Here is a 14,672-nt window from a genome sequence, read left to right as displayed (position 1 = left end):
AGGAAACGAGGGAAGAGGATGAAAGTGATGCAAGCGCCCATTGAAATTGCGGGTCAAATGGGGATTTTAAGCAAAGGATTGCAACCCCATGGGGTCTCTTCCGTAGCCTATAACTATTTTCATACCTATTTGGATTACCGAGAGCATCGGTTTAATGTAGATGGATATGAACTGGAACGGATGCTGCCGGACGCGGTTCGCTATTTTGATCTTTTTCACTTTCACTATGGGTACACGTTGACTCCCAACTTCCGCGATCTGAAGGAAATTAAAAAATTAGGGAAAAAGATGCTCATGCACCATTGGGGGAACGATGTGAGGACCCATGCCATCGCCTCTTTATCAAACCCATACGTTTATACGGGGGATTCCCCCTCGCCTGAACAGATCGATCAAAGATTAAAACAACTGACACAATCGATTGATCATGCGATTGTCCAGGATTATGAAGTCTACCCGTATCTTGTTCCTTATTACAAGCATATTCATATCCTTCCTTTGGCATTCCCCGTGCGGGATACGATACCTGTTTATCCGTCCCTGGGCGAGGAGAATCCCCTTATTATCCATGCACCAACGCAGCCGCGCTTTAAAGGAACCGAATATATCGAAAATGCATTGCAACGATTGAAGGAAAAAGGCCTCTCTTTTCGTTATAAAAGGATTGAAGGGATGAGTAACCGTGACGCTTTAAAGGCGTATCAAGAAGCGGATCTGGTGGTTGATCAGATTCTGTGCGGTTCATACGGCCTTTTTGCGGTAGAGGGGATGAGTCTCGGGAAGCCCGTGGTCGGTTATATCCGAGAGGATCTCGCCCTCACTTATCCGGAGATGCCTCCCATAGTTTCGGCCAATCCCACCACGATTGCACAGGTATTGGAAGAACTGATTAAAAGCCCGAGTTTGCGCCGTGAGGCAGGAGTGAAAGGAAGAATTTATGCTGAAAAGCATCATGAGGTAGATCGGGTGGTCCCTCGTTTACTGGCGATCTATAAGCAAGTGATGGAAGAGTAAAGGGGAATGGGGCATCGATGCGGTGAAAGAGGAGTGCTTTTCGCGATGAAAAAGAAGGGTTCCCCTCCCTCGATCAGAGGACACAAAAGTCTGGTTACATCGATTTGGAATTCAACGGAGCCTCTCGTCTCCGTCATCATTCCTGTTCAGAATGAAAGGGATCGGATCGAAGGCGTTATTTGGAATGCGCGCATGATCCATCCTTCGACGGAGGTAATCGTCGTCGCCAACGGGACTACCGATGGCTCCCATCAGGTTGCCGAGCGCATGGGAGCAAAGGTGCTCTACTATCCTTACGTTTTAGGCCACGATGTGGGGCGGAGCGTCGGGTCCCAGCAGGCGCGGGGAGAGATTCTTCTCTTCCTCGATGGGGATCTTCCCCTTCCCTTCAGATTACTTCGCCCTTTCGTGAAAGCGGTGATGGATGGGGCTGATCTTGCCCTCAACGGGTTTGTGGCGCCCGATCAGAGGAGAAGGGTTCATCCCGTCGTTTTATCCAAATATGCATTAAACATCATTCTCAACCGCCCCGATTTAAAAGGAGCTTCCATGACCGCCGTACCCCATGCCCTAAACCGCAGGGCTCTTTTGGAGATTGGACATGAGAATTTATCCGTTCCTCCTAAGGCGCTGGCCATCGCCATTGAACAAGGGCTCCGCATTGAGACGATTGCCAACATTCCCATCGAACGGTGGAACCGGAAACGGGGAAAGCGCCCCTGGATGAGGGAACTGGTGGTGGGAGACCATCTGGAAGCCATTCATTGGTTCCTGCAACGAAAAGGAAATCGGGGAGGATACTGGGACGGGATGCGAGTAAGAGAGGCGGTCTTCATGCCGGCGGATCAAGAGGGGGAAATCATGACCGTACATGGAGAGGGAAGGATGGGAGAAGAGGAGCGCATCGGAGAAAGGGAGATCATCAATCGGGGAGAGTTCGATCCGACCATTTCGGTGGAGAAGGAAACGGAAAGTGAGGATGCGTTAAACGTAAACCTTGAATAAAGCGGGAAGAGCGGAAAAAGGGAGACTAAAAAAAGTCAGTCAGGAGGAGCACGATGCTGAAGAGGAGGAAACGAGCCCAAAAGAAAAGATATGGGGGAAAGATGCTTTCCTTCAAAAATAACGGGATCACGAAGGAAAAAAGAGATTGGCAAAAAGAGAGCTACCGAGCCGGGGAGGAATACTCTCTCATTTATGGGGAAGAGCTGAAAAGAATGCTGGAAGAGGATGAGAGAAAAGCGGCGGAAAAAAGGGTAAATCAATTGTGGTTAGAATGGTATCAGGAGAAAACGCATCTCATTTCTTTAAAAGAATATGCAGCATCGGCCGGATCCTTTATCCAAGCTTTTTTGGATCGGCACATCCCTTTGCCCGGTCATTTCCTGCCCCTGCCTACGCACTCTTCCGTGGCGGCCGTTCTCTCCGTCCGAAATGAAGAAAGAACGTTGCCGCACCTTCTCCGGCGGCTGGAGAAACTTCCGTTGGAGGAGGTCATACTGGTGGTAAATGGCTCCACCGATCGGAGCCTCACCATAGCAGAGGATACTCCTTTTGTCCATCTCGTCCGCTATGATGAGCCATTGGGCCATGATGTGGGGAGAGCGGTTGGTGCGGCTGCAACCGCCGCGGATATCCTCCTCTTCCTCGATGCCGATATGGTGATCGCCGAAGAACATCTTCTCCCGTTTATTGCAGCGGTGGAGAAAGGAGCCGATGTGGCCCTAAACGACCTCACTCCTTATTTACCCACTTTTCCCCATTGGGACCGGGTGACGATTCTGAAAGAGTTCTTGAATCGGGTCTTAGGGAGGTTTGATCTTCACGCCAATTCCTTAACCGCGGTTCCCCATGCCCTTTCCCGTCAAGCCGTCAACGAGATCGGTTCCGCAACCTTAATGGTGCCTCCACGGGCGCACGCCCTGGCCCTGTTGAAAGGGTTAAAGGTGGTGGCGCCCTATTCCGTCGATGTCATCTCCAGGAATCGCCTTCGGAAGGAGAATATGGGCGCTTGCAATCCTGTGGAGGAGCTCATTATCGGGGATTACTTGGAAGCCATAGCCGCTGCGATGCAGTGGAAGGGAGAACGCTTAGGCTATGAGGATCTTTTCCGGAAGCGCCATGTTCTCCATCATTCATAGGGAAAAAAACTCTTCATGCGCCGTTCATCAACAAACCGTCCGGTTGGACCGATTAGTATCCGTACTCCCACTCAACCTGTTCTCCAACCCAATGGATCTCGTCAACGTTACCAAAGTCCACCTCTTTATCCATGATATGGCCGATGCAGTGGGAGCAACCTAATTTTTCCTGCATTTCTTCGATGGTGTCGTAATCCACATGTTCCAAAACCTTGTATCCCTTTTTTTGAATATATAAGAGAGCCGTTCCCTTCATGTTCGAATCCTCCCTTCATGTAACGTATTTTATGGCTCTTTTTGATCCGCCTTTATGTTACTTTTTTCACAACCGAAAATCAAGGGCTTACGGAGAGGTGTCACCAAGATGACAAAAAGAGTTGACGGTTCTGTTCATCATTTTTTCTTATTGTAACCGCTTCATGCGGTGGGTATTTCCTATGAAAGAGATAGGAATCGAGGGCAAATGTGAAGAAACGACAAGGTTATTCCACGAAAGAAAGAGGAGTGGGTCTTCTTAGGAAGAGGTACGCTTCTTTTTTTGTTTTATTTTTTTCAAAATCGACAAGGGTAAGCGGGGAAAAGGAATGGAAAACGGAAGGTAAAGGGCCTATGATAAAAATGGATAGTCCATATCTCCTAGGAGAAGGGAAGTGGTAGGGTGAACAGGTTTGTATCGTGGGGGAAATTGCTCATCTATTTTTTCCTCATCATCCTGATCGGAAGCCTTGTCGGATGCCGGGCGAATCCTAATGCCCCGGTTCCGACGGAGGAGAATCGTTCCTCCCTCATCACGCTCAAGGTCGTAGCCGACTCTGAACAGGCCATTGAAGCTTTTCGAATGGAGGAGAAAGCGATCCGGGAGAAATTCCACATCCGATTTCAATATTTTTATCCCGATCGGCTTAGCGATCATCTGGAAGATTTCCTGTTTGCGAGCAAGGATACCTATGACCTCTATATCCTCTTCCCGGCAAAACTGCCGGAATATGTGGAAAGGGAGATGCTTCTTCCCCTCGATTCATACACCTCCGATGACCCGTCGATCCAGGAGATCATTCCCATTTACCGGAATCTCTATATGCATTACGGTGGCCATGATTATGGGGTGGTTTATGACGGGGATGCCCACCTTCTCTTCTATCGGAAAGATCTATTTGAGAAGTATGGGGCGGAGTAACTCTCCCCAAGAGGCGCTGGAACGGACGGCCGCCCGGTGGGAGGAGATTACGAACCGCTACGGGCGGGTGCACCAGAAGGAGCATTACCACCAATGGAAAAGGCAGTTGGAGGCACTTGGGGGAGGAAGATAAAATGAAATGGTATCAAGGAATCGCCTTTCGTTTTGCTCTCGCGATGAATCTTTTGGTCCTCGTGACCATGATCCTGCTTAGCGGTCAATACCTCTTTACCGAATCGAAGAAGCTGGAAGATACCCTGCGGGAAGAGGGGGTGGCCATTGCCGGAACCCTCGGTTCAGCCATCGGCAAGTCGATGCTAAGCGGAGAATATAGCTCCATCGGCCCCTTGGCGTACGCCCTCATTTCCCATCCCAGTGTTCAGTACGTCATCATACGGGACCCGACAGGCAGGGTGGTGAATCAAAAGGGGGAGACGGTGACGGATCGGCCCCTCCTCGTAGAGCAAGTGCCCCTGCTTTACTTTCAGAAAAAAGTAGGGGAGATTGAGATCGCCCTAAAGACAGACCGTCTACAGCAACAAAAAGAAGCTCTCCTCTTCTCTACCCTGGGTGTCGCCCTCGTCGTGACCGGGGCTTCGATCCTCCTTTCCATTTATGTAAGCCGCAAGCTTACCTCTCCCTTAAAAAAATTGATGGAAGCGGTTCATAGGATGGGGCAGGGGGAACGAAATATCCGTGTAAAAGTGGAAGGGACCTGGGAGATCCAGGATCTCTCCAAAGCCTTTAACCAGATGGCGGAAAAGATCGGTCATCATGAAGAGAATCTGGAAGAAGGAATCAAGAAGGCGACGGCAACCTTGCGGGAAACCATCGGCATGCTGGAACTGATGGGAGAGATTTCCCGGATGGTGATGGAGAGAGATTCCCTATCCAAAGAGGTGATCGGTCAACTTTTGAGTCGATTGGCCGAATTCTTTAAACCGGATTGGATCAGTCTTGCTTTCCTGGACCGAAAGGATGGAGCGCGAGCGGAACTTTACCTTCTAAGGGATCAGGGAAATCTGTCGGTAGAAAGGATCCGGGTTGCCGAATCTCCCATGGTAGAAGCGGTCCGTCAGAGAAAACCACTGATGCGAATCCTTTCTAAGGAAAAGGAAAGTGAATACCCGAGGGAACGCATTTTTGGGGAAGAGGGATTGGATACATTCATTATCCTTCCTTTAATCGCCAAAGATCAAGTGATCGGCACCTTAAATGTGGCTTGTAAGGCGGGGAACCGGTGCGATCAGGAAATGATGGAGAAACTAAGCGCTTTTGCCCATACCCTCGCCATCGTTTTAGACCGTGCCCATGCCTATGAGTCGCTGCGATGCTCCGCTTTTCTTGACTTTTTAACCGGACTTCCCAATTACCGGGCCCTAAAGGAAGATCTGGAGGGGTTACTTCGCGTTTATGCCTCACGGGAGGATCAAGAGACGAAGTTGGCTCTCCTGTTTCTTGATCTGGATCGGTTTAAGACGATTAACGATACCCTGGGGCATGACGTTGGCGATCTCTTATTGCAGAAGGTGGCCACAACCTTGCAGGATGCCCTCTCCGGCGAGGGAAAGGTTTACCGCATGGGAGGGGACGAGTTTATCCTCCTTCTCCCGGAAATCGGTGAGATGCAGACCATTCGGGAAAAGGTGGAGGCGATCCTCGCCCCTTTCCGTCGTCCGTGGTTTCTTGAGGGGTACGAGCTGCCCGTCTCCGCCAGTGTCGGGATCTCCCTTTTTCCCGGTGATGGGAAAATAGCGGAAGAGCTTATTAAACATGCGGATACGGCCATGTATCGGGTGAAATTACAGGGAAAGAGCGGGTACGCCTTTTATACCCCTTCTCCCGACGATCCCTCTTTTGAGCGAATTATTCTTGAGAATGACTTGCATAAAGGGTTGGAACAGGGAGAATTTGAGGTTTACTACCAACCGAAGGTGGAAGCGGAAAGCGGAAAGATGACCGGAGTGGAGGCACTTCTTCGGTGGCACCATCCGAAACGGGGCCTTGTGGATCCCGGGGAGTTTATTCCCCTCGCTGAGGAAACAGGGCTGATCCTCCATCTGGGGGAGTTTGTGTTGAGAAGGGTTTGTGAACAAGGAGCGCAATGGCTGAAACAGGGGTATCCACCCATAACGATATCGGTCAATCTCTCCACCCGCCAATTTATGCACTCCCATCTCGTCTCACACATTCAACAGCTCCTTAAGGAGACGGGTTTTCCTCCTTCTTTGTTGGAACTGGAGATTACGGAGACGGTGACCTTAGATGTGGAGAGGGCGGTTGAAACCTTATCTCAGTTAAAAAAGGTGGGGGTTCAAATCAGCATTGATGATTTCGGTACCGGGTACAGTTCACTTCACTACTTGCAGCATCTTCCCATCGATCGGCTGAAGATCGACCGTTCTTTTGTAGAAAATCTTTCGGGAAATGAAAGCCACAAGGCGATTGTGGCCACCATTATCGCGATGGCGAAAAATCTGGCTCTTAAGGTTACGGCGGAAGGGGTGGAGAAGGAGGAACAGGTTCGCTTCTTAAAGGAGAGCCATTGTGATGAGCTGCAAGGATTTTATTTCAGCATTCCCCTGACGGCGGGAGAGCTTGAACAGAGATTTTTAAAGAAATAGGAGGGATAATATCATAATCCATCCATAGATGGAAATGTTAAGAGTAGTCTTAAACGATTCAGGATGGAGGAACGTAACATGACGAATATCCCCCGGGATTTCCTCGCCTATTTGCAGTCTGAATTAAGTCGAATGGAGACCATTGCAGGAACGCTCGCCCTCGTGGAACGGGAACATCACCGGAAATTGACCAATTATGAGGATAACACGTTGCTGGATCTTGCGGTGGAGGAAGAGAGCGCTTCCCGGCAATTGGGGATGATCAAACAAATGTGTCTCGCATTAGGGGAGAGGGTAGCCGAATTCATGAATGGAAAGGATGGGGTAAAGGTGTTGGAGGAAGAGGGAAGGGGAGCAAGGGATGTTCCGATTCATTGAAAATTGGATGCGCTCCTTCGTGAATGAGATGGTGGATAAAACGGTTACCCGCATTGTGCGAGATGCCTATACGGAGAACTTGGCGGAGATGTTCCCGACGATGCAAAAGGTGGGAGGCATCCATTTAATGGAGACGGCCATGCGGGCTCATTCCGGACTCCCTTTGTCCCGACCTTTGGGAAGCCCGATTCATTTCTCTCCATGGGAGAAGCTTCTCTTCAACCCGGTCCATCTAGACCGCTTCCCTACGCCCGAGAATCTCCCCATTGATACGGCGGTGACCCTGGGTAGAAGGTCGAAGAAACCCCTGACGGTAGCCATCCCCCTCCTCATCGCCGCTATGTCTTTTGGCGGGGCTTTAAGTAAATCGGCAAAGATCGCCCTGGCCAAAGGGGCATCCGCCGTAGGGACGGCGACCAATACCGGAGAAGCGGGTTTGATGGAGGAAGAGAGGGAGGCGGCCCGTTTTCTCATCGGCCAATATAATCGGGGAGGATGGTTGAACCACAGGGACTTATACCGCCGTCTGGATGCCGTCGAAATTCAACTGGGGCAAGGGGCGCAGGGCTCTGCTCCTCAGCGTACCCCGGCAAGCAAGATCCGGGAGGATTTTCGCCAAGTTTTCCACTTGGATGAGGGGGAGGACGCCTTGATTCATTCCCGACTTCCGGAAGTAAACCGGAAAGAGGAGTTTATCGCCTTGGTACGCCGATTGAGAGAAGAAACCGGGGTGCCTGTTGGGTTGAAGCTGGCCGCCACTCATTACCTGGAACGGGAACTGGCCATTGCCGTCGAAGCAGGGGTTGATTTTATCACATTGGACGGCGCGGAAGGGGGAACCCACGGAGGAGCTCCCACCCTTCAGGATGACGTGGGGCTGCCCACCTTGTTCGCCGTAAGCAGAGCGGCCGATTTTCTGAAAAGGAAAGGACTCTTTCGGGAAATCTCACTCATAGCGGCCGGAGGACTGATTACCCCCGGGCAGATGCTGAAAGCGATGGCGTTAGGCGCCGACGCGGTCTACATCGGCACGGTGGCTCTCATGGCTTTGGTAAGCGATTTGGCGGTGGAGAGCCTCCCCTTGGAGCCGCCCACCAGTCTGTTGGTTTATAACGGGAAGTTGACGGATCAATTAGATATTGAAAAAGGAGCAGGGAATTTGATCCGTTTCCTCAACTCAGCGGTGCGGGAGATGGAGCTGGTCGCCGCATCCCTCGGAAGGACCTCTCTTTCCCATATCGACAAGACCGATCTCGTCTCCCTCGATCCGTTTTTATCCCTGGCCACAGGCGTGGAGTGGGGTTGGCTTTCTTCTGCGCGTCAAAAGGAGTTCCCCGGATGGGTCATGGAGTATCCTTTTAAGCCCATGCCCAAGCCCATGCCGGGAATTCCAGAGATCCATGACGTCGAAGAAGAAGAGAGATTCACTCCATTCATGGATCGGTTCTCTGCTCCTCAAGAAAGAGGAAGCTGACGGACTGATTCCCCCCATGATCCGTTCCATCTTTCCTTCCTCCTTTCCTTCCTCCCCAGAAGAAGAGGGTGGTTGCCTCCTCTTCTTTTGCATATTTTAAGGTGACCGTAGCGCCGGTATTCCCGGAAAGAACCTCCGCTTTTACCGTGGCCAGATGGAGAAGGCGCCCTAGAAGAGAGCTCTCCATGGAAACGGATTGAAGTCGACCGCGGGGAAGGATGTACGTATAGCGGCTAAAAATTTTGCGAAACCGAATGACGAGATATGCGCTTCCCGATATCGCCCATCCCCCATCCCGGAGATAAAGGAAGGTGGACAGAATAAGCCACGGGATCACCACCAAGGGGAGGAGGGAAACATAGGGAGGCCAGTAAAGGGAGAGATAAAAGGAGAGCAACAGGGCGGCCAAAGAGGTGGGAACCCATCGCTGAAGTGCCGCCTCCATCCACCCGCTCTTCGGGAGGGGATGAAGCCTTTGATGGAGCTTCCCTGCGTACTGCGGGAGTATGGTCTGTAAAAAAGTATCAACCTCTTCCCGCCGAAGCAGAGGGGATAGAACGGTGTGGCTCATCCCCTCCATGTTATAGCCTGAGACATCCACATAAAGGGCTCCGTAGGCAAAGGGCCGGCGAAGGGGCCCCTCGACGAAATGGATGGCTTGGATGCGATGGGCGGAGAGGGTGGTGGTCAGCTTATGGAAGAGTCCCCGTTCGATGATGATCCGCTCCCCTTCCTTTCGGATTCTGAATCCCGCATAGCGGAGGATTGCTCCGCCGATGGAAAAGAGCCAAGAAAGGAGAAGGAGGAGAACTGCGGCGATGACATACGAAGTAACCGAGTGAAATTCCTGGGAGAGGAATCCCATCAGTTCCCTCGTAATGAGATCCCAAGGAATCATTTGGTCAAAGGCGTTATAAATGACGAAGAGAAAGCCGAGGAAAACCCCGATGTTGCCGGAGGTCGCTCCGGTGATGAGGAGACGGGCGAGGCTGAGCCTCCAGATCCAATCCTGAGGACTTTCTCCACTTCCTTCCATTTCGCGTTCCGTAAAAGGAGCCCCTTTTTCCTTGAGCAAGATCGTTTTTAACGCTTCGCCTTCGCTCCGGGTGAGGGCGGAGAAAGAGGCTTCCGACCCGGCTCCTGCTTTCCCTCCCCCTGTCTCCACGCGAACCTTCACGAGCCCGATGAGGCGATGGATCAAGTCCCTTTCCAGCTCGACGCCTTGGATCTTGGATAGGGGAATGTAGCGTTTTTTGTGGAAGATGATCCCATGTTCCACCCGCAATTCCCCCTCTTCCACCCAAAAACGATATCGGGACCAAGAGACCACGCCCAAGAAACCGAACAGGAAGATAAGACCCAAGATCACGAGGAGGACGGGGAAGAACCCCATTTTATTGAAGATCACGAGGAGGACGGGGAGGATGCCCCATAGGCTTTCTTTTAAGGCCGTTCCCGTTAGATAGAGGGCTGCCATCGGATGAAGATGTCTAGGTTTGGTAAAATCAAGATTCTTCATTTTTGGTCCCCCATGGAACTGCTGATTTCTTCGGAACTGCTGAGTTCTTCCTCTTCATCAGGAATTCTTGCCAGGAGAGCGATTTGATCGCGCAAAGCGCCGGCCTTTTCCACGGAAAGGGCCGGTATCTCATGTTGGGAAGCGGCGGTATGGATGGTAACATTGGCAAGACCGAAGCGACGCAGGATGGGGCCTTGCTTCGTGTCCACATGCTGTACCTTTGCCATGGGGATTAATGTCCGCTTGATGAACCAGACCCCACGGAGGATGTCGATCTCCTCCGCATAAACCTGGTAGCGAAAACGGCGATAGCGGAGGGGAGGAGCAAGGAAGATCAGAAAAAAAGAGCATAGCAAGGCCGCTGCAACAAGAAGGATAGCGAGGGAAAAATGGACAGACCTTCCTGCGAAATAGGCGAGAAGAAGGGCGATCGCCAGAATGATCATGGAGGAGAGGAGGCCGCGGATTCGCCAAACTTCGACGGCCTCTTCTTCCAACCGCTCCTGTGGTTCGCTGCGCATGAAAACACCCCTTACACATCATTGGATCCGTTTGATCGTTCGAAATCTTTCGGCCCTTGGATTCATAAACATGGAAACGACCTTATTTTAACAAATAAGAAAGAAACGATCAAAACTTGCGAACTTCGAAGACCCCCCTTTTCCTTCTGTGACGAATAAAAGGAAGATGTGATATACTTAAGAACATCATGAGGATAGAGAGCAAGAAACATAGAATAAGAGACGAAAAAGAAGAATTTAAGGGGGGCCTGGAATGACGCAACAGGATGAAAAAGAGAGAGATGAACGGATCGTCCCATTGGGATCTGAAGAGGAATGGAAGGAAGCTTATCCGGTGATGAGCCAGCTCCGCACCCACCTCACGATGGAGGATTACTTGCAGGGAATGCGCGCCATGTGGAGGGAAGGGTATCGCCTCTTCGCCTACCGGAAAGGGGAAGAGATCCTCGCCCTGGCCGGCGGGACGATTCTTACCAATTTGTATAATGGACGCCATTTCTATTTGTATGATCTTGTTACGGCGGGTGAATACCGATCTCAGGGAATCGGGGAAAGTCTCCTGCGTTATGTGGAGAATTGGGCAAAGGAACAAGGATGTGAATGGGTCGTCTTAACCTCCGGATTGCAGCGTGTCGATGCCCATCGCTTTTATGAGGATAAAATGGGTTACATGCGGTCAAGTTATCTGTTCAAAAGAAGAATGTTGTGACGGCGAGAGGAAACTGAATAAAATGGCGAGAGGGCTCTCCCGGTCATCGGGTGGAGCCTTCCTTATTATGACAATTTTTCCCCAGAAGTTGTTGTGCGGCAAATCGTGCAGGGTAACGCTTTTTAACAAGCAACATGTTATAATAATACACGACAAAAAGCATTTCCCGGGAAATGAGTTGTTTTTTTGAAGGAAAAAGAGGATTATCGCTTACTCGTGTCGAAGTAATAAAAGCCGGCAAGTTGTGTATGTCGAAATTGAAAGGGTGTTATTCGTGATCGAGATGCGTGATGTGTGGAAGAAGTACAACAACGGCACGACCGCCCTTCAAGGGATCAATCTATCCTTAAAAAAAGGGGAGTTTGTCTATCTCATAGGACCGAGCGGTGCAGGAAAATCGACTTTTATAAAGCTTTTATATAGAGAAGAGAAGGCGACAAAAGGGGAAATTTTCGTCAATGGAATTCATCTGAATAAGATCAAGCGACGACAAATCCCGTTTTTGCGAAGGGATATAGGGATCGTCTTCCAGGATTATCGCCTCCTTCCCACCATGACGGTTTATGAAAACGTCGCCTTTGCCATGGAAGTGATTGAGAAGCCGCCCAGAGAAATACGTCGGCGGGTGAAGGAAATCCTCTACATGGTGGGATTGCAGGATCACGCCCATCATTATCCCGATGAGCTCTCCGGAGGCGAACAGCAGCGCGTGGCCATCGCCTGGGCCATCGTGAATAACCCTTCCATGATCATCGCTGATGAACCCACCGGCAATCTGGACCCCGAGACCTCCCTCGGAATCATGAAACTCCTGGATCAGATTAACCTTCAAGGAACAACGGTGATTATGGCTACCCACGATAAAGAGATCGTGAATCGCATCAAAAAAAGAGTGATTGCCATCGACCATGGCCGTATCGTCCGGGATGACGCGAGAGGGGGATACGACTATGAAATTTAGAACGCTGGTCAGACATATCCGGGAAGCCTTTAGGAACATCTGGCGAAATGGGTGGATGACCTTCGCGTCGATTAGTACCGTTTCCGTCACGCTCTTAATCTTGGGAGCTTTCGTTCTCTTAGCCTTAAACCTTGACCATATTACGGGAAGCGTAGAGAAAACCGTTGAAATCCGACTATTCCTCAAGATGGATACCACCGATGATCAGATTAAAGCGATTGAAAATGAGATCAGAGGAATGCCCGAAGTGTCGGAAGTGGTATTTGTTCCCCGGGAACAGGGATTAGAAGAATTGAAGAAAGGGTTCGGTGAAGAAGCGGATCTTTTCGCCGGATTGGAGAAAGAAAATCCCCTGCCGGACGCCTTCGTCGTTAAAACCCGTATCCCACAAGAGACGGGGAAAGTGGCGGAGCTGATCGCCAAGATTCCACAGGTAGAAAAGGTTCGTTACGCCAGAGATGTGGTGGAAAGACTGTTTAAAATCACCGATACCATACGCAATGTGGGCATTGTTCTCATTATCGGCCTTGCATTTACGGCCATGTTCCTCATCGCCAATACGATTAAGTTAACCATTCTTTCCCGCAGTCGGGAGATCGAGATCATGAAGTTGGTCGGTGCCACCAATGGATTTATCCGCTGGCCATTCTTTATTGAAGGATCTCTGCTGGGGATGGTTGGCGCTCTTCTTCCCTTAGCCATTCTCCTGGGAGGCTATCAATATCTCTACCGGTCGGCCAATGAGCAGATTGCCATCACCCTCTTTGTCCCCCTGCTTCCCATTCAAGAAGTGTGGCAGGATCTCACCTTGCTGCTCATCGGTCTAGGAATCTTAATCGGCATATGGGGGACCATTACCTCCATCCGCCGTTTTCTCCGCGTCTGATGCCGATGTAATCCATCATCAAGACTCTCATTCTATTAGAGGAGGAGGAGAATGTAGTGAGAGAAAGGAAGGGTTTACTTCTCGCATTGGTCGTTCTCATCTTGCTCGGGCTCTTCATGCAGACGGGTTTGGGGGCGGGCAATACAGAACAGCAATTGAAGGAGAAGTTGTCTCAGTTGAAGAAACAGCAGGGGAGCGTTCAATCGAAGAGCAATGAAATCGTAGGGAAACTGAAGCAGAATCAGTCGACCCAGAAGAAGCTGAAGGATGAAATCTACTACCTTGATTTAAAAATGAATGAATTGCAAGGAAAGATTGATCAACTCCAACAAGAGATCGACGCCACGGAGGTTAAAGCGAATCAGGCAGCCAAAGAGCTGGATCAAGCGGTTGAGCGTGTGGCCGAGCGGGACAAGCTCCTAAAGACAAGGGTAAAGGCGATCTATGAAACAGGAAATGTTTCTTATTTGGAAGTTCTCCTTGACTCCTCTTCTTTAGGAGATTTTCTCTCCAGGCTGGATATGGTGGAGAAAGTGGTTGCATCGGACAAGGCCATCCTGGAAAAAAATAAAAAGGACCAGGCTCTCATCGCGGAGCGGAAGAAAGAGATCGATGCGTATCTGGCCGATTTGGAAAAAAAATATGCAGAGCAGCGCAAGCAAAAGGAACAGCTTGCTTCCCTAAGCAAACAGCGAAGCGTACAGATTGCTTCTCTTGAACAACAGGCAGAAGAGTTTGAATTGGAACAGGAAAAATTAAACAATCAGCTCCTGGAGATCGCCAAACAAATCACCCAGGTGAATAATGAGCTTACCAAGTTAAAATGGAGCGGCGGAAAACTGGTGTGGCCCGTCCCGGATTCCCATCGGATTACCTCTCCGTTCGGCTATCGGTACCATCCCATCAAAAAGGTGAGGAGCCTCCATGCGGGGATCGATATCGGAGCTCCACAAGGTTCAGATATCTTGGCAGCAGATAAGGGGCGGGTGATTATGGCCGAATATTATGGGGCGTACGGGAATACCATAATGATTGACCATGGCAGCGGTCTGGTGACCCAATATTCCCATATTCGAAACGGTGGAATCATGGTGAAGGTAAACGATATCGTAGAGCGGGGAGAAAAAATTGCCGAAGTGGGATCAACCGGGCTTTCCACCGGGCCCCATCTCCATTTTGGCGTGATTAAAGGCGGCGAGTACACCGATCCGATGAAATTTCTAGGGAAATAAGATATAATAGGGACTAAGGTTTTACTACACTGAACG

At 50.4% G+C, this 14,672-nt stretch carries 15 protein-coding genes; 12 read left to right on the top strand and 3 right to left on the bottom strand.

The annotated features are described in order from the left end of the window. Positions 1–18: 18 nt before the first annotated feature. From THEAE_RS0116735 to THEAE_RS21520, 3 genes are read left to right on the top strand one after another with little or no spacing between them, the layout of a single operon-like run. Positions 19–1,014 carry a glycosyltransferase gene (locus THEAE_RS0116735; RefSeq protein ID WP_028988217.1) on the top strand — a complete coding sequence of 332 codons (996 nt, stop codon included), beginning with the start codon at positions 19–21 and terminating at the stop codon, positions 1,012–1,014. Positions 1,015–1,059: 45 nt separating this feature from the next. Next, entirely contained in the window at positions 1,060–2,019 is a 960-nt protein-coding gene (locus THEAE_RS21525) for a glycosyltransferase family 2 protein (protein WP_084213593.1), read from the top strand. A 53-nt stretch (positions 2,020–2,072) separates the two neighbouring features. Continuing rightward, entirely contained in the window at positions 2,073–3,155 is a 1,083-nt protein-coding gene (locus THEAE_RS21520) for a glycosyltransferase family 2 protein (protein ID WP_005587091.1), read from the top strand. 52 nt (positions 3,156–3,207) lie between these two features. Here THEAE_RS21520 and THEAE_RS0116720 read toward each other — a convergent pair whose 3' ends face one another. Further along, positions 3,208–3,411 carry a hypothetical protein gene (locus THEAE_RS0116720; protein WP_005587089.1) on the bottom strand — a complete coding sequence of 68 codons (204 nt, stop codon included), beginning with the start codon at positions 3,409–3,411 and terminating at the stop codon, positions 3,208–3,210. 402 nt (positions 3,412–3,813) lie between these two features. Here THEAE_RS0116720 and THEAE_RS21515 point away from each other — a divergent pair, with 402 nt between their 5' ends. From THEAE_RS21515 to THEAE_RS0116690, 5 genes are all read left to right on the top strand, one after another. Continuing rightward, positions 3,814–4,332, top strand: a complete 519-nt coding sequence (locus THEAE_RS21515) for an extracellular solute-binding protein (protein WP_039945433.1) — start codon at positions 3,814–3,816, stop codon at positions 4,330–4,332. Beyond that, entirely contained in the window at positions 4,319–4,465 is a 147-nt protein-coding gene (locus tag THEAE_RS23160) for a hypothetical protein (RefSeq protein ID WP_156920657.1), read from the top strand. The genes THEAE_RS21515 and THEAE_RS23160 overlap by 14 nt, the downstream gene beginning before the upstream one ends. A gap of 1 nt (position 4,466) precedes the next feature. Further along, positions 4,467–6,956 carry an EAL domain-containing protein gene (locus THEAE_RS21510; RefSeq protein ID WP_052330104.1) on the top strand — a complete coding sequence of 830 codons (2,490 nt, stop codon included), beginning with the start codon at positions 4,467–4,469 and terminating at the stop codon, positions 6,954–6,956. A 78-nt stretch (positions 6,957–7,034) separates the two neighbouring features. Continuing rightward, complete coding sequence (locus THEAE_RS0116695) at positions 7,035–7,334, top strand: hypothetical protein (RefSeq protein WP_052330101.1); 300 nt, start codon at positions 7,035–7,037, stop codon at positions 7,332–7,334. Beyond that, the gene (locus THEAE_RS0116690) at positions 7,318–8,808 is read left to right on the top strand and encodes an FMN-binding glutamate synthase family protein (RefSeq protein WP_028988214.1); all 1,491 of its coding nucleotides are present in this window, start codon (positions 7,318–7,320) and stop codon (positions 8,806–8,808) included. Before THEAE_RS0116695 ends, THEAE_RS0116690 begins: the two co-directional genes overlap by 17 nt. Here the strand turns inward: THEAE_RS0116690 and THEAE_RS0116685 are convergent. Then, the gene (locus tag THEAE_RS0116685; RefSeq protein WP_028988213.1) at positions 8,768–10,327 is read right to left on the bottom strand and encodes a PH domain-containing protein; all 1,560 of its coding nucleotides are present in this window, start codon (positions 10,325–10,327) and stop codon (positions 8,768–8,770) included. The two genes, THEAE_RS0116690 and THEAE_RS0116685, sit on opposite strands and share 41 nt — an antisense overlap. Further along, the gene (locus THEAE_RS21505) at positions 10,324–10,848 is read right to left on the bottom strand and encodes a PH domain-containing protein (protein WP_052330100.1); all 525 of its coding nucleotides are present in this window, start codon (positions 10,846–10,848) and stop codon (positions 10,324–10,326) included. Before THEAE_RS21505 ends, THEAE_RS0116685 begins: the two co-directional genes overlap by 4 nt. 253 nt (positions 10,849–11,101) lie before the next feature. Between THEAE_RS21505 and THEAE_RS0116675 the strand changes: the two genes are divergently transcribed. From THEAE_RS0116675 to THEAE_RS0116660, 4 genes are all read left to right on the top strand, one after another. Further along, the gene (locus tag THEAE_RS0116675; protein ID WP_005587081.1) at positions 11,102–11,557 is read left to right on the top strand and encodes a GNAT family N-acetyltransferase; all 456 of its coding nucleotides are present in this window, start codon (positions 11,102–11,104) and stop codon (positions 11,555–11,557) included. 274 nt (positions 11,558–11,831) lie between these two features. Next, on the top strand, positions 11,832–12,518 hold the full coding sequence (ftsE, locus tag THEAE_RS0116670; protein WP_028988212.1) for a cell division ATP-binding protein FtsE: 687 nt from the start codon (positions 11,832–11,834) through the stop codon (positions 12,516–12,518). Continuing rightward, positions 12,508–13,404 carry a permease-like cell division protein FtsX gene (ftsX, locus tag THEAE_RS0116665; RefSeq protein WP_005587078.1) on the top strand — a complete coding sequence of 299 codons (897 nt, stop codon included), beginning with the start codon at positions 12,508–12,510 and terminating at the stop codon, positions 13,402–13,404. Before ftsE ends, ftsX begins: the two co-directional genes overlap by 11 nt. Positions 13,405–13,460: 56 nt before the next feature. Further along, positions 13,461–14,636, top strand: a complete 1,176-nt coding sequence (locus THEAE_RS0116660; RefSeq protein ID WP_005587077.1) for a murein hydrolase activator EnvC family protein — start codon at positions 13,461–13,463, stop codon at positions 14,634–14,636. Positions 14,637–14,672: the final 36 nt, after the last annotated feature.

This window comes from Thermicanus aegyptius DSM 12793 (assembly GCF_000510645.1).
GTDB lineage: Bacteria > Bacillota > Bacilli > Thermicanales > Thermicanaceae > Thermicanus > Thermicanus aegyptius.
The sequence above is the reverse complement of the archived record's forward strand: the minus strand, read 5'-3'. Positions and strand labels throughout refer to the sequence as shown.